The 16,490-nt window shown below is 70.2% G+C and carries 20 protein-coding genes; 10 read left to right on the plus strand and 10 right to left on the minus strand.

The window, feature by feature from the left end; all coding sequences use genetic code 11:
• Window positions 1-9: 9 nt before the first annotated feature.
• Window positions 10-1,068, minus strand: coding sequence for a beta propeller repeat protein (locus tag C8E96_RS18170; RefSeq protein ID WP_091372030.1), 1,059 nt, complete (start codon window positions 1,066-1,068; stop codon window positions 10-12).
• 56 nt (window positions 1,069-1,124) lie between these two features.
• Between C8E96_RS18170 and C8E96_RS18175 the strand changes: the two genes are divergently transcribed.
• Entirely contained in the window at window positions 1,125-1,889 is a 765-nt protein-coding gene (locus C8E96_RS18175) for an SGNH/GDSL hydrolase family protein (protein WP_091372027.1), read from the plus strand.
• Here the strand turns inward: C8E96_RS18175 and C8E96_RS18180 are convergent.
• Both C8E96_RS18180 and C8E96_RS18185 read right to left on the minus strand, forming a co-directional pair.
• A complete protein-coding gene (locus C8E96_RS18180; RefSeq protein ID WP_176926739.1) occupies window positions 1,886-2,941 on the minus strand; it encodes an FAD-dependent oxidoreductase in 1,056 nt (351 codons plus the stop codon). The genes C8E96_RS18175 and C8E96_RS18180 overlap by 4 nt on opposite strands.
• 54 nt (window positions 2,942-2,995) lie before the next feature.
• A complete protein-coding gene (locus C8E96_RS18185; RefSeq protein ID WP_091372024.1) occupies window positions 2,996-3,640 on the minus strand; it encodes a hypothetical protein in 645 nt (214 codons plus the stop codon).
• A gap of 60 nt (window positions 3,641-3,700) precedes the next feature.
• Here C8E96_RS18185 and C8E96_RS18190 point away from each other — a divergent pair, with 60 nt between their 5' ends.
• Window positions 3,701-4,327 (plus strand): TetR/AcrR family transcriptional regulator, encoded by a 627-nt coding sequence (locus C8E96_RS18190; RefSeq protein ID WP_091372021.1) that lies wholly within the window; start codon window positions 3,701-3,703, stop codon window positions 4,325-4,327.
• Here C8E96_RS18190 and C8E96_RS18195 read toward each other — a convergent pair.
• Window positions 4,324-4,746 carry a GNAT family N-acetyltransferase gene (locus C8E96_RS18195; RefSeq protein WP_091372018.1) on the minus strand — a complete coding sequence of 141 codons (423 nt, stop codon included), beginning with the start codon at window positions 4,744-4,746 and terminating at the stop codon, window positions 4,324-4,326. The genes C8E96_RS18190 and C8E96_RS18195 overlap by 4 nt on opposite strands.
• Window positions 4,743-5,507, minus strand: coding sequence for a helix-turn-helix domain-containing protein (locus C8E96_RS18200; RefSeq protein WP_228769757.1), 765 nt, complete (start codon window positions 5,505-5,507; stop codon window positions 4,743-4,745). Before C8E96_RS18200 ends, C8E96_RS18195 begins: the two co-directional genes overlap by 4 nt.
• Window positions 5,508-5,586: 79 nt before the next feature.
• Between C8E96_RS18200 and C8E96_RS18205 the strand changes: the two genes are divergently transcribed.
• The 6 genes from C8E96_RS18205 to C8E96_RS18230 are packed head-to-tail and all read left to right on the plus strand — an operon-like array spanning window position 5,587 to window position 11,410.
• Window positions 5,587-6,174 carry a TIGR03086 family metal-binding protein gene (locus C8E96_RS18205; RefSeq protein ID WP_091372015.1) on the plus strand — a complete coding sequence of 196 codons (588 nt, stop codon included), beginning with the start codon at window positions 5,587-5,589 and terminating at the stop codon, window positions 6,172-6,174.
• A 10-nt stretch (window positions 6,175-6,184) separates the two neighbouring features.
• Complete coding sequence (locus C8E96_RS18210; protein WP_091372012.1) at window positions 6,185-7,252, plus strand: NAD(P)/FAD-dependent oxidoreductase; 1,068 nt, start codon at window positions 6,185-6,187, stop codon at window positions 7,250-7,252.
• 10 nt (window positions 7,253-7,262) lie between these two features.
• Window positions 7,263-7,628, plus strand: coding sequence for a hypothetical protein (locus C8E96_RS18215; protein ID WP_091372009.1), 366 nt, complete (start codon window positions 7,263-7,265; stop codon window positions 7,626-7,628).
• Between the two features lie 10 nt (window positions 7,629-7,638).
• Entirely contained in the window at window positions 7,639-8,415 is a 777-nt protein-coding gene (locus tag C8E96_RS18220) for an exodeoxyribonuclease III (RefSeq protein ID WP_091372006.1), read from the plus strand.
• A 42-nt stretch (window positions 8,416-8,457) separates the two neighbouring features.
• A complete protein-coding gene (locus C8E96_RS18225; RefSeq protein WP_091372003.1) occupies window positions 8,458-9,828 on the plus strand; it encodes an FAD-binding oxidoreductase in 1,371 nt (456 codons plus the stop codon).
• Between the two features lie 28 nt (window positions 9,829-9,856).
• The gene (locus tag C8E96_RS18230; RefSeq protein WP_091372000.1) at window positions 9,857-11,410 is read left to right on the plus strand and encodes an acetolactate synthase large subunit; all 1,554 of its coding nucleotides are present in this window, start codon (window positions 9,857-9,859) and stop codon (window positions 11,408-11,410) included.
• Between the two features lie 27 nt (window positions 11,411-11,437).
• Here the strand turns inward: C8E96_RS18230 and C8E96_RS18235 are convergent, their stop codons facing one another.
• The 4 genes from C8E96_RS18235 to C8E96_RS18250 form a co-directional block, all read right to left on the minus strand.
• Window positions 11,438-11,674, minus strand: a complete 237-nt coding sequence (locus tag C8E96_RS18235; protein WP_133794562.1) for a hypothetical protein — start codon at window positions 11,672-11,674, stop codon at window positions 11,438-11,440.
• 187 nt (window positions 11,675-11,861) lie between these two features.
• Window positions 11,862-12,077, minus strand: a complete 216-nt coding sequence (locus C8E96_RS18240; protein WP_091371994.1) for a hypothetical protein — start codon at window positions 12,075-12,077, stop codon at window positions 11,862-11,864.
• Window positions 12,078-12,094: 17 nt separating this feature from the next.
• On the minus strand, window positions 12,095-13,225 hold the full coding sequence (locus C8E96_RS18245; RefSeq protein ID WP_091371993.1) for a fatty acid desaturase family protein: 1,131 nt from the start codon (window positions 13,223-13,225) through the stop codon (window positions 12,095-12,097).
• 11 nt (window positions 13,226-13,236) lie between these two features.
• The gene (locus C8E96_RS18250; protein WP_228769756.1) at window positions 13,237-14,295 is read right to left on the minus strand and encodes a ferredoxin reductase; all 1,059 of its coding nucleotides are present in this window, start codon (window positions 14,293-14,295) and stop codon (window positions 13,237-13,239) included.
• 85 nt (window positions 14,296-14,380) lie between these two features.
• Here C8E96_RS18250 and C8E96_RS18255 point away from each other — a divergent pair, with 85 nt between their 5' ends.
• Window positions 14,381-15,031, plus strand: a complete 651-nt coding sequence (locus tag C8E96_RS18255; protein WP_228769755.1) for a TetR family transcriptional regulator — start codon at window positions 14,381-14,383, stop codon at window positions 15,029-15,031.
• Between the two features lie 24 nt (window positions 15,032-15,055).
• Here C8E96_RS18255 and C8E96_RS18260 read toward each other — a convergent pair whose 3' ends face one another.
• Window positions 15,056-16,042 (minus strand): helix-turn-helix transcriptional regulator, encoded by a 987-nt coding sequence (locus C8E96_RS18260; protein WP_091371991.1) that lies wholly within the window; start codon window positions 16,040-16,042, stop codon window positions 15,056-15,058.
• A 269-nt stretch (window positions 16,043-16,311) separates the two neighbouring features.
• On the opposite strand from C8E96_RS18260, the gene C8E96_RS33365 reads away from it, so the two are divergent.
• On the plus strand, window positions 16,312-16,482 hold the full coding sequence (locus C8E96_RS33365; protein ID WP_166658041.1) for a hypothetical protein: 171 nt from the start codon (window positions 16,312-16,314) through the stop codon (window positions 16,480-16,482).
• Window positions 16,483-16,490 lie beyond the last annotated feature (8 nt).

Consider the following 16,490-nt stretch of genomic DNA (forward strand, 5'->3'; position numbering starts at 1 on the left):
GGGGTTTCCTTACGTCGTCAGGCGGAGGATGCCGACGCGACCGGTCGCTCCCGCGGCCCAGCACGCGCCGTCGCGGGCGCAGTCAACCGTGTCGAACGTGCCCGCGTCGAACTGTTTCCAGCTGCGGCCGCTGTCGAAGGTGACGTCGCTGCCGGTCGGTCCGACCGCTATCGCACCACTGCGGACGAAGGGGTGCCAGGCGACGCCGGAGCGGTAGCCCTGCGGGGCGTTCGACGGCTTGGTCCACGTCCGGCCCGCGTCCTGGGTCAGGCCCAGCGCGTCGACGCCGTTGGTGGGCGCGGCGAAGTCGCCGCCCACGGCGATCCCGCGTTTGGTGTCGCGCCACGCGGTGGCGAACACGCCGCCGCTCGCGTTGCTCGCCAGCACGGTGTCGGCCGCCGTCCAGGTCCGGCCGCGGTCGTTCGAGTGCAGCACCCGGGCCTTGGCGCCGCCGCCGGTCGCGATCCACGCGTCCCGGCCGCCCGCGACGCTGACGCACTGCCCGCTCGCGGCGAACGCGAACTCGCCCTCCAGGGCGGCGGGCATCCCGTCGGACGGCAGGACCGACCACGTCGCGCCGCCGTCGCCGGTGGACAGGACGCGGAACTTGCCGTCGACCGGGTCGCTGAGCGCGAGGCCGTGCCTGCGGTCGAAGAACGCCATGCAGTCGTAGAACGCGGTCGGCTCGGTGTTGCGGAACGTCTCGGTCCACGTCGCGCCGCCGTCGGTGGTGCGGTAGATCCGCGAGTCCTCACCTGGGCCGATCGACATCGCGACGGCGTTGTGGGCGTCGAACGCCTCGATGTCGCGTAACTGCAGGGTCTCCGCTCCCGGCGGGGTCGACCGCTGCCAGGACGCGCCGGCGTCGGTGGTGCGCAGGACGGTGCCGCCGCTGCCGCTCGCCCAGGCCACGTGGTGGCTGACGGCGGACAGGCCGCGCAGCCGGGAGTCGGAGCCGGTGGGGGAGAGCTGCCAGGTGAGTCCGGGCTCCGGGGTGGCCGAGGCGGGGACCTGCAGCAAACCGAAGGCCGCGGCGACCGCCGCGGCGATGATCAAGGGTCGCTTCATGTGCCGGACCCTAGTGCCCAAATCAAGTTACTCAAGAGTTTAAACTCGGCCACAACATGAACGCATATACCAGTTTCGTGGCCCTGGGGGACTCCTTCACCGAAGGCATGTCCGACGACCTTCCCGACGGCACCTGCCGTGGCTGGGCCGATCTCGTCGCCGACCGGCTCGCCGCGTCGACACCGGGATTCCGCTACGCGAACCTGGCGGTGCGCGGCAAGCTCGTCCGGCAGATCGTCGACGAGCAGGTCGCGCCCGCCGTGGCCATGGCACCGGACCTGGTGAGCTTCGCGGGCGGCATGAACGACGTGCTGCGGCCGGGCTGCGACGTCGGCGCGGTGGCGGCCAAGATCATCCACGCGGCGGAGGAGCTGTCGGGCGCGGCGAAGCAGCTGGTGCTGTTCCGCGTGGTCGACCCGACCGCCCGGATGCGCGGCAGCGCGCGGCTGATGCCCCGGATCAACCGGCTGCTCGCGGTGGTCGACGAGCTGGCCGAGAAGCACTCGGCGATCGTGGTGGACCTGTTCTCCGCCAAGGTGTTCGACTCGCCGGCGCTGTGGGCCGAGGACCGCATCCACCTCAACGCCGAAGGGCACCGCCGAGTCGCCGAGGCGACCCTGCAGGCCTTGGGACACGAACCCGAGTTCGACTGGGCCGGTCCCGTGCCGCCGATGGCGCCCGCGTCGGTGGCGAGCCGCGTGCGCTCGGACCTGCGGTGGGCCCGGCAGCACTTGGGACCGTGGATCGGCAGGCGGCTCACCGGGCGGTCCTCGGGTGATGGGCGCGCGCCCAAGCGGCCCGAGCTCTCCCCATTCGCCTAGGCGGCGCTGGTCGTCCGCTGTCCCAGCAGGGCGCGGATCTCGCGAACCGCCGCTCGGCCCGCCCGGTTGGCGCCGATCGTGCTGGCGGACGGGCCGTAGCCGACTAGGTGCAGGCGCGGGTCCGCCGCGACGCGGGTGCCGTCCATGACGATCCCGCCGCCAGGCCCACGCAGGCCCAGCGGGGCGAGGTGGTCCAGGGCTGCCCGGAAACCCGTGGCCCAGAGGATGACGTCGGCCTCGACGATCCGGCCGTCCGCCCAGGAGACACCGGTCGGCAGCACCCGCGAGAACATCGGCTGCCGGTCGAGCACCCCGCTCTCCCGCGCGGCGATGACCTCCGGCGTGAGCGACAGCCCGGTCACGCTGACGACGCTTGCCGGGCTGCGGCCCGCCCGCACCGCTTCGTCCACCCGGGCGACCGCCGCGCGGCCGACTTCCTGGGTGAACGGTTCCGTGCGGAACACCGGCGGACGCCGGGTGACCCACGTCGTCGTGGCGGCGACGGTGGCGATCTCCATCAGCGCCTGAACCGCGGACGCGCCGCCGCCCACGACCACCACGCGCTTGCCCGTGAACGCGGCCGGGCCGGGGTAGTCGGCGGTGTGCAGCTGCGTGCCGAGGAAGTCGGCTTGGCCGGGGTAGTGCGGCCAGAACGGCCGGTCCCACGTGCCGGTGGCGTTGATCAGGGCTCGTGCGCTCCAGTCGCCGTGGTCGGTCTCGACGCGCAGGCGGGGGCCGTCGGTCACCGAGTGGACCTTCACCGGGCGCCGGATCGGGAGGGCGAACTTCCGCTCGTACGCACCGAAGTACTCGGCGACGACCTCGGCCGCCGGGCGGTCGAGGTCGTCGGACTCGAAGGGGAAGTACGGGAGTTCGTGGATGCCGTGCACCCCGCCGAGCCGCAGCGTCGGCCAGCGGTGCTGCCACGCGCCACCGGGTCCGGGGTTGGCGTCGAGCACCACGAAATCGAGTTCGGCGCGGCGCAGGAAGTAGGCGCTCGACAGGCCCGCCTGCCCGGCGCCGATGACGGCGACGTCCACCTCGGTGGTCATATCCACCACAACGCCTGGGTCGCGTGAGGCTTCCCGCGACCGGCGTCTGATCGGTCACACGCGGTCGCGGTCGGCCTTCATCAGCGTCCAGCCGAGCGCGGCGAACAGCAGCATCCAGCCGGTGATGGACAGGCGTGCGGGGATGTGGCCCGCCATGATCGCCGGAGTCATCGGAATGAAGACCCAGACACCCAGGGCCAGGGGAAGCCACCGAGCGGCACCCTGCCAGGCGCCTGCCCGAACGACGGCCACGCCGACGACGACGAGCCCGAGACCGGTGGCCAAGGTCGACACCCCGTAGAGGACGTCGAGGAGATCGGTGCGCTCGCTGGGATACGGGTCCTCGGCGGCCGTCGTCGCGATCACCTCGGTCACAGCGAGCAGCGCCATGCCCGCGAGACCGACCGTGTGGCCGATCCAGGCCGCGCGCGACCGGCCCGCGACGCCGGTCCGCCACAGCGCGGTCTGCCCGAGGATCAGTCCGAGATGCTGGACGAAGAACCAGAGCTGGATCGCGATGAAAGCGCCCGCGGCCAGCGGATAGCTGAAGCGTTCCTCGGGTACCGCGGCCGGGACGACCGCCAGGAGGACGCCGGAGGCGGCGCCCAGCAGTCCGGCCCAGAGGCAGATCGCGCCCGCGCGGCGGACGAAAGCGGCGGCGGCGGGCGATCTCGCCGCACGGGTGTCGACTGTGCTCATGATCTTACCCTTACGCTAGAGTGACACTCTAGTGAGTGTCTTCCAATAGTGTGGCGCGTCATGGGTGAAGTCAAGAGTTCCCGCCGAGAGAAGTCCGAGGCGACGCGGCGCAAGATCCTGCGCGCGGCACACGAGGAGTTCGGCGAGAAGGGCTACCACGGCGCCACGATCGCCTCGATCGCGAAGCGGGCCGGGGTGGCGGGCCAGACGGTGTATTTCGTCTTCCACACCAAGTCGGCACTCATCAGCGCGGTCATCGACAGCCTCGTCATGGGCGAGGAGGAGCCGACCATCCCGCAGGAGTCGCCGTGGTGGCGGGCGATGGCCGCCGAACCGGACGCGGCGACGGCACTCGGGCACTTCGTCCGCGGGGCCGGTCCGCTGTTCGAGCGGGCCAGCACCATCAGCGAGATCCTGCGCGGCGCGGCGCTCACCGACGACGAGGTGCGCCGCACCCACGAGTTCCACGAGGACTTGCGGCGAACCGGGTTCCGCGAGGTCGTGGTCATGCTCGCGGAGAAGGCGCCACTGCGGACCGGCCTGACCGTGGACACGGCGACCGACATCCTGCTCACGGTCTACGGCGACACCACCTACTTCATCATGACCAAGGAACGAGGCTGGTCGCATGACCAGTACCTCGACTGGCTCTGCGAAGCGCTGCCGACTTTGCTGCTTGAGCCCTAGTCGAGCGAGCCGGTGCCGCGCCGTTCCATGTACATCATCCCGGGCTCGGCGAATCCGAAGCCGCGGTAGAGGTCGTGGGCGTCCTTGGTGTGCAGCGCCCAGCGGAACTTGGCGCCGGGGCCGTCGTCGATCATCGCGCGCACCAGCGCCTTGCCCAATCCGTTGCCGCGCGCGGAGTCCAGCACGTAGACGTCCGCGAGGTAGCCAAACCCCACGCCGTCGGAGATCGCGCGGGCGAACCCGACCTGCGCGCCGGTCTCGCGGTGGTAGGCGCCCACCACCCGCCACGCGGACTCGACCTGAGCGGCGACCTGTTCGCGGGTGCGCCACTGGCCCCAGTACGCCTCCGTCGACATGAACGCCCACACGGCGTCCAGGTCGATCCGCTTCGGGTCGTCATCGATCTCGAACTCGCTCATGTTCGCAATGTAGCGGCGTAGCGGGCGGGGGAGACACCGATATTCGCGGTGAACTCCCTGGTGAAGTGGGCCTGGTCGGCGTAGCCCAGTTCGTTGGCCAGGCCCGCCCAGCCGACGTCCTCCCCGGAGTCGACACGGGCCGCTGCCTCGTGCATCCGGAACCGGCGGATCACCCATTTCGGCCCCACACCGACGTAGTCGCTGAACAACCGCTGCACCGAGCGCGCCGTCAACCCGAACTCCCGGGCCAGGGCGTCCACTCTGGACACTCCGCCGTCGATGGCCGCCACCATCGCGCGGATGTCGTCGACCACGGGGTCGACCTCGGGCAGCCGCGGCGACAACACCCCCTCCGCGGCGGCGACCATGGCGTCGGCGTCGCCCGCCGTGAGGACACCGCCGGGCTCGACGAACCCGCGCACGACCTTGTCGGTCAGTGAGGAGACGCGCTTGCCCAGCCACGGCCGGAACCCGCCTGCATGGAAACGGACGCCGAGCACGTGCCCCTCGCCGACGAGGCGCCGCACGAACTTCCCGCGCATCACGCCGTAGAGCAGCGGGCCCTCGTCCTCGAACACCAGGTGGACGTTGGGGTGGGGCAACACCTGTTGCTCGATCGGGTCGGCCAGATCCCACGACACCAGCCAGTAGTACTCGACGAACGGTGCCAGCGCGGCCGAGGGCGCCAGCGTGCGCAGGTCGAACTTGGTGCCCACTTGGGAGCCAAGCACGCCCTTGCGTTTCTCTCCGACCACCGCCACACCGGCAACCTAACCCCGGGCACCGACATGTCGCGTTTCTTCAAGACCTCCCCTGTGGACAACTCGTAGCGTCGGCGGCATGGACAAGCAGACCTGCATGGAACGGGCCGCCAAAGCAGCCGCGGCCGTCGTCGCGAACGTGAAGCCCGACCAGTACGACCTCCCCACCCCGTGCGCCGACTGGGACGTGCGCGCGTTGGTCAACCACCTCACGCACTGGTCGGCCGTCGTCTCCGAGCGCACCGCGCGCAAGCTGCCGATTCCCGAGGACGGCTCGGAGAAAGAAGGCAGCACCGACTACGCGGCCATGCCCGGCTTCCAGGACTTCTTCGCCGACCGACTCGACCGCGCGGTCCGCGCGTGGGGCGAGCCGGGAGCCTGGGATGGCGAGTCGGTGATGGCGTCGAGCCCGCTGGCCGCGTCCTTCATCGGCCAGATGGTCTACGGCGAACTCGTCATCCACGGGTGGGACCTCGCCAAGGCGACCGGCCAGGACCTCGATGTGGACGACGAACTCGCCCGCGTCGCGCTGGCCGACGCCGAGGGCATGGCCGACATGGCTCGGGAGTGGGAGGCGTTCGGCGCCGAGGTCAAGGTGCCCGACACCGCGCCGGTGCTCGACCGGTTGGCGGGATTGACCGGCCGCGACCCGGCCTGGCGGCCGTAGTCTGCGGGGCATGACGACGGTGGTGATCGGCGGCGGTATCGCTGGGGTGTCGGTGGCGGCGGAGCTGGCGGTGAGCCGCGACGTTGTGCTCGTGGAAGCCGAGCCGATGCTCGCCCGGCACACCACCGGCCGCTCCGCCGCCGTCTACCTGCCGAGCTACGGCGGCCCCGTCATCCGCGCCCTCACCGCCGCCAGCCGCACCCGGTTCGCGCCGGAACTGCTCAGTCCCCGGCCCATGCTGTGGGTGTCGACCGACGAGGACGGTGACCAGCACGTTCGCGACACCCTGGCCGCGGGGACCGCCGAGCCCATCACCGTCGCCCAGGCCCGCGAGCTGTGCTCCGCCCTTCGCCCTGACGCGTTCCGGTCCATCGCGATCGACACCGGGACGATGGACATCGACGCGATGGGCCTGCACCAGCACTACGTCCGCGAGCTGAAGGCCCGCGGCGGCGAGATCCGCATGGGCGCCCCCGTCACCGCCCTGACCCGCGACGGCGGCGGCTGGCGGATCTCCCTCGGTGAGGACGAGCTCCACGCCGACGAGGTCGTCAACGCCGCGGGCGCCTGGGCCGATCACGTCGCCGCGCTGGCCGGGATTCCCTCGATCGGCCTGACCCCGCTCAAACGCACCATCGCGATCGCGGTCGGCAAACCCGTCGACCCGGCGTGGCCCCTCGTCGCCGACGCCGCCGACCGGTTCTACTTCCGCCCCGAGGGCGAAGGCGTGCTGCTCTCACCCGCCGACGAGACCCCCAGCGAGCCCTGCGACGCCAAGCCCGACGACCTGGACGTCGCGCTGGCACTGGAGCGGGTCAACGAGGTCACCACCCTCGGCCTGCGCTCCGTGCGCACGGCCTGGGCGGGCCTACGGTCGTTCACCCCGGGCCGCACCCCGGTCGTGGGGGCCGCGCCCGGCCACCCCGGTTTCCACTTCTTCGCAGGTCAAGGCGGTTACGGCATCCAGATGGCGCCCGCGCTGGCCGCCGCGGGCGCCGCGGTCATCCTCGGTGCGGCGATCCCGGCCGATATCGCGGTGACCGCCCAAGACCTACGCAGTCCGCAATGGACGGCGTAGCGTCACTCCCATGGCCACTCTCGGAGAACGGTTCGCCCACGCCATCGCGCAGCGGGACCGCGACGGGATGACCGCGCTGCTCACCGACGACGTCGACTTCAAGGCCCTCACCCCGGGCAGGTTCTGGGACGCGGGCAGCCCCGCCGAGGTGCTCGACGTGGTCTTCGCGAACTGGTTCACGGAGTCCGACCACATCGACGCCTTGGCCGAGGTGGAGAGCGGGAAGCCGGTCGGCGACACGCAGCGCACCGGCTACCGCTTGGACATCACCAACCCCGACGGCACGCACGTCGTCGAGCAGCAGGTCTATTACCGCGAGCGCGACGGCAGGCTGCTCTACCTGCGGATCGTCTGCTCCGGCTACCGACCCGCGTAACTTTCACCTGGTGCGAATCGCCACCTGGAACGTCAACTCCCTGCGCTCTCGCATCGACCGGGTCGAGAAATTCCTGGAGCGCCACGACATCGACGTGCTCACGCTGCAGGAGACCAAGGCCCGCGAGGACCAGCTCCCGCTGATGGGCCTGCAAGCCCTCGGCTACGACATCGCCGCGGCGGGCACCAACCAGTGGAACGGCGTGGCCGTCCTCAGCCGGGTCGGCATCGAGGACGTCCAGGTCGGTTTCGAGGGCATGCCCGGCTGGGGCGACCCGATCGCCGACGAGTCCCGGGCCATCGGCGCCACCTGCGGTGGTGTCCGAGTCTGGTCGCTCTACGTCCCGAACGGCCGCAAGGTCGACGACCCGCACTACGTCTACAAGCTCGACTGGCTCGCCAAGCTGCGTGCGGCCGCCCGCCCCTGGCTGGGCGTCGACACCGCGCTGACCGGCGACTGGAACATCGCGCCCATGGACGAGGACGTCTTCGACATGGCCGCGTTCGCCAAGTCCACCCACGTGACCCCGCCGGAGCGCGAGGCGTTCGCCGCCTTCCTCGACGACGGCTACGTCGACCTGGTCCGGCCGCACGCGCCCGGCCCCGAGGTCTTCACCTACTGGGACTACTACCGCCAGCGCTACGAGCGCAATCGCGGGATGCGCCTGGACTTCGTCCTCGGTTCGCCCTCCCTGGCCGCCCGCGTGACATCGGCGTTCATCGACCGCGACGAGCGCGCGGGAGCAGGGGCGTCGGACCACGCGCCGGTCGTCGTGGAGATCGCCTGAATGATCTGGGCGGAGTGCTGATCAGCGCACTATCGTGAAGCGATGGACCTCGCCGCGAAGCTGGCTGACGTCGTCGGAGCCGGGTATGTGCTCACGGGTGCCGACGCCTCGGAGGACTACTCGCACGACGAGACGCTGTCCGCCGAACCCGTCCGCCCCGCCTATGTCGTCCGCCCGGCCACCGCCGCCGAGGTCGCCGACCTCCTGCGCGTCGCGACCGAGGCGAACACGCCGGTCACCGCCCGCGGGTCCGGCAGCGGCCTCTCCGGCGCCGCCGTGCCGCGGGAGAACGGCATCCTGGTGTCCTTCGACCGGATGACCAAGGTCATCGAGATCGACACGGACAACCACGTTGCCGTCGTCCAGCCCGGCGTGACGCTGCAGGAGTTGGAGGACCGCACGGCCGAGGTCGGGCTGGTGTACCCCGTGTACCCGGGCGAGCTGAGCGCGAGCCTGGGCGGCACCGCCGCGACCAACGCGGGCGGGATGCGCGCGGTGAAATACGGCGTCACCCGCCACCACGTCCTGGGCCTGGAAGCCGTCCTGCCCACCGGCGAAGTGCTGCGCACCGGTGGGAAGTTCGTCAAGGCCAGCACCGGATACGACCTCACCCAGCTCATCGTCGGCTCCGAGGGCACCCTCGCGCTGATCACCGAGGCGACGCTCAAGCTGCAGCCCCGCGTCGCCCATCAGGCCACCGTGCTCGCGCCGTTCGCCGACCTCGACACGGTGGTGCGGGCGGTCCCGAAGGTCGTCGGCAGCGGCCTCGCGCCGCTCATCCTCGAGTACATCGACGCCATGACCATGGGCGCCATCACCTACACCGCCGACCTGCAGCTCGGCATCCCCGACCAGGTCCGCGACACCTCCCAGGCCTACCTGGTCGTCATGCTGGAGAACCGCGCGAGCGACCGCCTCGACGCCGACGTGGAAGCCGTGGGCACGCTGCTCAGCGAGTTGGGCGCGGTCGACGCGTACGTGCTGCCCGGCCCCTCGGCCCGCAAGCTCATCGAGGCGCGGGAGAAGGCGTTCTTCACCGCCAAGGGCGCGGGCGCCGACGAGATCATCGACACCGTCCTCCCACGCGCGTCGCTGCCCCAGTTCATGGCGAAGGTCACCGAGATCGCCCAGGCGAACGAGAGCTTCGTCGTCGGCTGCGGACACGCGGGCGACGGCAACGTGCACCTCGCGGTGTTCCAAAAGGACACCGAGAAGCGGACAGCCACCCTGCGCGGCCTGTTCGAGGCGGGAATGGCCCTGGGCGGCGCGATTTCCGGCGAACACGGGATCGGGCACGCCAAGAAGCACTACTTCCTCGACCTGGAGGATCCGGCGAAGATCGACCTGATGCGCCGGATCAAGCAGGCGTTCGACCCGGCGGGGATCCTCAACCCCGGCGTCCTGTTCGACTGAACTCCCTCCCCGGCAAGAGAAGGACCTCATGAACGGCGCACAGTCACTGATCCGCACGCTGGTCGACGGGGGCGTCGACGTGTGCTTCGCCAACCCCGGCACCTCCGAGATGCACTTCGTCGCCGCACTCGACTCCGTGCCCGAGATGCGCGGTGTGCTGGCGCTGTTCGAAGGCGTGGTGACCGGCGCCGCCGACGGGTACGGCCGGATGGCGGACAAGCCCGCCGCGACCCTGCTGCACCTGGGGCCGGGCATGGTCAACGGCATGGCGAACCTGCACAACGCCCGCCGCGCGCATACCCCCATCGTCAACGTCATCGGTGACCACGCCTTGTCCCACAAGGGTTTCGACGCGCCGCTGGAGTCCGACATCGACGCCTTGTCGGAGTGGACGCACGGGTGGAACCGCACGTCGACCGACAGTGCCGTGATCGGCCGTGACGCCGCCGAGGCGGTCGCCGCCGCGCGCACCGCGCCGGGGCGCATCGCCAACCTCGTGCTGCCCGCCGACGTCTCCTGGGGTCCCGACGGCGTCGTCGCGTCGCCGATCGAGCCGCCCGCTCCGTCCATAGTGGACGACTCGACGATTGCCGCCGTCGCGGATGTACTGCGGTCCGGCGAGTCGACGGTGATCCTGCTCGGCGCCGGAGCGACCCGGGAACGCGGACTCCTCGCCGCGAGCCGCATCGCGGTCGCCACCGGGGCGAAGCCGCTGATCGAGACCTTCCCCGCGCGGCTGGAGCGGGGCGCGGGCCTGCCCGTGTTCGACCGGATGGGCTACCTGTCCGAGCAGGTCCAGTGGCAGCTCACCGACGTCAAACACCTGATCCTGGTGGGCGCCAAGGCCCCCGTGTCGTTCTTCGCCTACCCGGGCAAGGCCAGTGAGCTGACCCCCGAGGGCTGCAAGGTGCACACGCTCGCCGACCTCGGCGAGGATGTCGCGGCCGCGCTGGAAAGCCTCGCCGACAGCGTCGCCGCCGACGCGAAACCGGTGCTGCAGGAGCCTTCTCGGCCCGCGCTGCCCTCCGGTGTGCTCACCCCGCAGAACTGGGCCGAGGTCATCGGCGCGCTGCTGCCCGAGGGCGCGATCATCTCCGACGAGGCCAACACCTCGGGCCTGATGATTCCGATGGTCACCGCGGGCGCGCCGCGCCACGACGTGCTCACCCTGACCGGCGGCGCCATCGGCCAAGGCCTCCCGGTCGGTGTCGGCGCCGCGATCGCGTGTCCCGACCGGCCCGTGGTGTGCCTGCAGTCCGACGGCAGCGCGATGTACACGATCTCGGCGCTCTGGACGATGGCACGCGAGAACCTCAACGTCACCACGGTCATCCTCAACAACCGCGCCTACGCCATCCTGCGGATGGAGCTGATGCGCGTCGGCGCCGAGGGGGCGGGCCCGAACGCGAACTCGCTGCTCGACCTGTCCACACCGGACATGGACTTCGTGAAGATGGCCGAGGGTATGGGAGTTCCGGCGAGCCGGGCCACCACGGCGGAGGAACTGGCCGAGCAGTTCAGCCGCGCGCTGGCCGAGCCAGGCCCGCACCTGATCGATGCGATGGTGCCCTCACTCATCTGACGAGGCACGGGCCTGTGGCCGCCGGTGTCAGTTCACCGGCCAAGGGCACCAGCCGTGGCCGTGGTGCCACCAGTAGTGGTGGCCGCCGAACAGGAGATGGTCGACCAGGCCGAACAAACCACCGTGGTAGTGGTGGTCATACCAGCACGGATAGTCGCCGCCCGCTGTCGTCTCCGGCTCCGCGGAGGCTGTTGGCGCCGCGAGTGCGAGGCTCAGTGCGGTGGCGCTGAGCAACATGCCGAATCGTCTTGCCGTGGTGCGCATAAGTCACTCCTAGCTGGACAGTACGGACCAATCAAGCGTCGCAGACAAGGAATGCCGGGACGAGCCCTCGGAAGGTGGACCCGGAGGGAGTCATCCGTCCAGCGCAACGTCACCACCACGCGCAAAGAGAACACCTTTGAGGAAGCCAAATCCTCAAAGGTGTTCTCTTCGGTTCACTGAGCGCGGATCAGCGGTCTTCGTCGATGACGAGCGGCGCGTGGTCGGCCTTCGCGCGCTCGGCCGCGTCGCGCATCTCGATCACGTCCGTCGCCCACGAACCGATCTCCCGGGCGACGTCGCGCACCGCCCCGGTGATGATCGTCGCGATGTGCCCGATGTGGGTGGCGGCGGACTCCGTCAGCTCCTGCACGGTGTCCTTCGCGGTCTCGAATTCGCTGACCATGTCGGCCCCCGTTCCTCTCATGCCGCACGCACCGCGCGGCCACTGCCGACCGTACCCGCAGGCGGGCCGGAAGGGCTGCCCCAAAGGCTGTCCGGCAGGGCAAGACGCACTATTTTGGTGAAAACCGACGTGAGCTGCCTGCTGAAGCCGCCGGTGTTGTATGGCAGGCCGTACTTCTCGCAGATGGCCCGGACCTCGGGGGCGATCTGCGGGTAGCGCCGGGCCGGGATGTCCGGGAACAGGTGGTGCTCGATCTGGTGCGACAGGTTGCCGGACATGAGGTGGAACAGCGGGCCGCCGCTGATGTTGGCCGAGCCGAGCATCTGCCGGTAGTACCACTGCCCGCGTGACTCGTTCTCGGTCTCCGCCTCGGTGAAGGTCTGCACTCCGCTGGGGAAGTGCCCGCAGAAGATGATCGAGAACGCCCACACGTTGCGGACCAGGTTCGCGGTCGCGTTGCCCGCCAGCGTGGTGAGGAACATCGGACCGGTCAGCGCGGGGAACAGCACGTAGTCCTTGAGGGTCTGCTTGAGCCCCTTCTGCCAGATGCGCTGCCGGACGCCCTTGGTCTCCGACCACTTCTTCTCACCGCTGAGGAGCTTCTCGGTCTCCATGTCGTGCAGCATCACGCCCCACTCGAAGAGCACCATGAGCAGGCAGGCGTACACCGGATTGCCGAGGTAGTAAGGGTTCCACTTCTGGCCCTCGTCCATCCGCAGGACGCCGTAACCGATGTCGCGGTCCTTGCCCAGGATGTTGGTGTAGGTGTGGTGGATGTAGTTGTGCGAGTGCTTCCAGTTCTCCGCGGGCGCCACGGTGTCCCAGTCGAACATCTTCGAGTTCAGCGCCGGGTCACGCATCCAGTCGTACTGGCCGTGCATGACGTTGTGGCCGATCTCCATGTTGTCGAGGATCTTCGACACCGACAGCGCGGTCACGCCGAGCACCCACGCGGGCGGGAAGAACCCGGCGAACAGCAGGCCGCGGCCCATGACTTCCAGCGTCCGCTGGACTTTGATCACGTCGTAGATGTACTTGCGGTCTGCTTCGCCGAGGTCGTCGATGACGCGCTGGCGCAGCTCGTCGAGTTCGCGGCCGAGGGAGTCGAACTGGGCCTTGCTGAGCTTCGGGAGTGTGGTTACGGACATGGTGGGTCTCCTTAGAGATCGATGGCGACGTCGCCGACGGGGACGGAGACACACAGCTGGATCTCTTCGTCCGGATCGGTGGACAGCGCGCCGTTGCGCACGTCGCGGACGCACCCCTCGGTCTTGACGCGGGTGCAGGAAAAGCAGATGCCCATGCGGCAGCCGTGCTCGGGCTTGAGTCCCGCGGCCTCGGCCTGCTCCAGCAGCGTCGCCCCGGAGTTCGGCGCGGTGCGGTGGCTGCGGGCGAAGGTGACATCCCCGGTCGCGTCGGCCGCGTCGACGGTGATCGGGGCGGGCGCGAAGTCCTCGGTGTGCAGTCGGTCGCTCACGCCGAGGTCGGCGAAGACGTCGCGGACGCCCTTCATGAGTCCGGGCGGTCCGCACAGGTAGGTCTGCGCCTCGGCGAACCAGGGCGCGACCTTGCGCAGGTGGGTCTCGTCGAAAAAGCCTTCGAGGTCGCCGCCCGCGGCGTCGGTGTAGGCGAGGACGAGCTTGTCCGCCGCGAGGTCGCGCAGCTGCTCCAGGCACGGCACGTCGGCCTCGGTGTAGGCGTAGTGCAGGAAGGTGACGGTGCCCTGGTAGTCCTCGTCGCTCAGGGTGCGCAGCATCGACAGCACCGGGGTGATGCCGCTGCCGCCGCTGATGAGCAGGATCTTGTCCGGGCGCTCGGCGGGCAGGGTGAACTCGCCTTCGGCCTGCGAGAGCCCGAGGATCAGGCCCGGGCGGGCATTGGCGTGCAGCCATCGGGAGACCAGGCCGCTCTCGTGCGCCTTGACGGTCAGCTCGAAGTGCCCGTCGCGGTGCTGGGAGGTGGCGGGGGAGTAGCAGCGGGCGCGGCGCACGCCGTCGATGTCGACCGACAGCCGGACGTACTGGCCGGCGGTGAAACCGCGCCACCGGCGGGTGGGGCGGATGGTCAGCGTGACCGTGTCCCGGGTGGTTCGGTGAACACTTGTCACCTCACCGCGCAGTTCCCGGATGGTCAGCATCGGATGGATCAGTTCGAGGTACCGGTCGACGCCATGCGGCGTGGCCAGGGCCTCCAGGAACCTCAGCCCAGTGGTGAGCACCACGACCTCCTTGTTGGGTGTACATGCGTACACTCAAAAGTCCAGCGCGGCGGAGCGTTGTTGTCAACGCGGATCGGATGTGACGGTGAACACCCGTACTCTCAAACTCGTGGCAGTGGACGCGGGCGGAACCCGCCAGGAACGCAAGCAGCGCACGAGACAGGCGCTGCTGGACGCCGCACTGGGGGCGGAGCAGAGCTTGGCGAGCCTGAGCCTGCGCGAGGTGACCCGCGAGGTCGGCATCGTGCCCACGGCGTTCTACCGGCACTTCGCGTCCATGGACGAACTGGGCGTCGAGTTGGTCGAGGAGGCCATGCGCCCCCTGCGCGCGATGCTGCGCGACGCCCGCAAGCGCCCCGCGGGCGACGCCATCCGCGGGTCGGTGGAGATCCTGGTCAAGCAGGTCGGCAAGCACGGCCCCCAGTTCCGCTTCCTGCTGCGCGAACGCCATGGCGACGTCCCGTCGGTGCGGCGCGCGATCGCGGCGGAACTGCGGCTGTTGGGCAGTGAGCTGGCGATCGACCTGGGCCGGTTCCCCGGCTTGGCGGACTGGTCGGCGGAGGACCTGCGGATGGGCGCGGACCTGATGGTCGGCGCGATGATGTCCATCGTGACCGCGCTGCTCGACGTCGGGGACCACCCGGACGACCGAGCGCACGTGGTCTCGGTCGCCGAGGGACAGCTACGGCTGATCGTCCTGGGCATGGCCGCCTGGCGCAGCGAGCAGGCGAGCTGACGAGCTCAGTCGGGGCGCGGTGAGTCAGAGCCAGCCGCGCTGCGCTGCCTTCAGGCCCGCCTCGAAGCGGCTCGAGGCGCCGAGACGGTCCATGAGCGCGGCCATCTGCCGGCGGACACTGCGCGATGAGACGCCGAGCCTGCGTCCGGCGACCTCGTCGGTCAGGCCGGTGGCGAGCAGGCTCAGGACTTCCTTCTCCATCGCGTTGAGACCGGTGTCGACGTCGGAGGCGCGGTCGATACCCAGGGGGATGGCGTCGCTCCAGGTGCGTTCGAAGAGCGCGACCAGGGAGGAGACGATTCCGGGCTCGCGTGTGCACAGCGCGCCCAGCCGGGAGTTGGCGGGGTCGATCGGCACGAGGGCGACGGTGCGGTCGAAGACGACCATGCGCGGCGGGAGCGTGGGGCAGGTGCGGACCAGGCCGCCCAACTCGGTCAGCCATCGGGCGTAGGCGTGGGTGGCGGGGTCGTTGCGGGCGCTGTCCTGGTAGAGGGTCAGCAGGGCGACGCCACGGCCGATCGCGCTTTCGTCCAGCGGGCGGGACGCGTCGAGGCTCGCCGCGGACTGGGCGCCCCCGGGCATGACCGAAAGGCACTCCGTGGTCAGCTCGGCGGCGAGGACTTCCAGCTTCGCCTCGATGGCGTCCATCCCGACGAGACGCTCGGAGGTCTCGGTCGGACTGTTCGGCCGCAGTTCGCCGTACTCCGCGATGGCCGCGGCGGCGGCGGCCCGGCTCAGTTCGAGTTCGCGCTGCCTGCGCTGAAGATCCAGCTCCTGCTGGCGGACGATCAGCTCCAGGCCGAGCTCGGGGCTGACCGGGCGCAGGGTGCCTGGCGCGTCCCGCGAGGCACGCAGGAGTTGCAGGTCGGCAAGCCGGTCGAGGGCTTCCCGGACAGCGGTCTCGGACAGGTTCAGCCTGCGCGAGAGCTGCGGCACACCGTCATGCGGGTCGGTGAGCAGTGCGCGATAGATCGTCTCCGCGGCAGGGTCCAACCCCAGTTTGTCCAGCACGACCGCAGCCCCCAGGCATCGTCACAGTCAGGACACCGCCCCCTGCGGGTCCGTTGAAGATTCTACCGAACGGGCAGTCCGTGCCGGGGGCTTATGAGTGAACTCGGGGTGCCCACGTCCTGAAGCGGCCGGGCCGGATTGGGAAGCCCGATTCGCCTTCCCCAGGCACCCGGTCTGCCACAGGATGGTCCTAACGGAACACCGGGACGACAGGTCCCCGGGTCGAGCGTCCGTCAGACATCCTTTCAGGACTCGTTGGAGGAAGATCCATGCCCAAGACCGCCCGCCTGCTCGCCGCGGCCGCGCTCACCCTGGTGCTGTCGGGTATCACGATCCAGGCCGCCGTCGCCACCGAGCGTCCGGGAGGCATCGGCTGGGACGGCAAGCCGCCCGTGACCGTCACGCCCAACGCCCCCACGCCTGCCGGCGCCACCGGCTAGGACCGATT

The organism is Actinokineospora alba (assembly GCF_004362515.1).
Classification (GTDB): Bacteria; Actinomycetota; Actinomycetes; order Mycobacteriales; family Pseudonocardiaceae; genus Actinokineospora; species Actinokineospora alba.

Excerpts from the sequence above, each read along its gene's own strand:
- C8E96_RS18215 (WP_091372009.1), top strand. The coding sequence starts at position 7,263 with ATGGCCACTCTCGGAGAACGGTTCGCCCACGCCATCGCGCAGCGGGAC.
- C8E96_RS18180 (WP_176926739.1), bottom strand. The coding sequence starts at position 2,941 with ATGACCACCGAGGTGGACGTCGCCGTCATCGGCGCCGGGCAGGCGGGC.
- C8E96_RS18225 (WP_091372003.1), top strand. The coding sequence starts at position 8,458 with ATGGACCTCGCCGCGAAGCTGGCTGACGTCGTCGGAGCCGGGTATGTG.
- C8E96_RS18210 (WP_091372012.1), top strand. The coding sequence starts at position 6,185 with ATGACGACGGTGGTGATCGGCGGCGGTATCGCTGGGGTGTCGGTGGCG.
- C8E96_RS18195 (WP_091372018.1), bottom strand. The coding sequence starts at position 4,746 with ATGAGCGAGTTCGAGATCGATGACGACCCGAAGCGGATCGACCTGGAC.
- C8E96_RS18235 (WP_133794562.1), bottom strand. The coding sequence starts at position 11,674 with ATGCGCACCACGGCAAGACGATTCGGCATGTTGCTCAGCGCCACCGCA.
- C8E96_RS18230 (WP_091372000.1), top strand. The coding sequence starts at position 9,857 with ATGAACGGCGCACAGTCACTGATCCGCACGCTGGTCGACGGGGGCGTC.
- C8E96_RS18205 (WP_091372015.1), top strand. The coding sequence starts at position 5,587 with ATGGACAAGCAGACCTGCATGGAACGGGCCGCCAAAGCAGCCGCGGCC.
- C8E96_RS18175 (WP_091372027.1), top strand. The coding sequence starts at position 1,125 with ATGAACGCATATACCAGTTTCGTGGCCCTGGGGGACTCCTTCACCGAA.
- C8E96_RS18190 (WP_091372021.1), top strand. The coding sequence starts at position 3,701 with ATGGGTGAAGTCAAGAGTTCCCGCCGAGAGAAGTCCGAGGCGACGCGG.
- C8E96_RS18245 (WP_091371993.1), bottom strand. The coding sequence starts at position 13,225 with ATGTCCGTAACCACACTCCCGAAGCTCAGCAAGGCCCAGTTCGACTCC.
- C8E96_RS33365 (WP_166658041.1), top strand. The coding sequence starts at position 16,312 with ATGCCCAAGACCGCCCGCCTGCTCGCCGCGGCCGCGCTCACCCTGGTG.
- C8E96_RS18170 (WP_091372030.1), bottom strand. The coding sequence starts at position 1,068 with ATGAAGCGACCCTTGATCATCGCCGCGGCGGTCGCCGCGGCCTTCGGT.
- C8E96_RS18240 (WP_091371994.1), bottom strand. The coding sequence starts at position 12,077 with ATGGTCAGCGAATTCGAGACCGCGAAGGACACCGTGCAGGAGCTGACG.
- C8E96_RS18185 (WP_091372024.1), bottom strand. The coding sequence starts at position 3,640 with ATGAGCACAGTCGACACCCGTGCGGCGAGATCGCCCGCCGCCGCCGCT.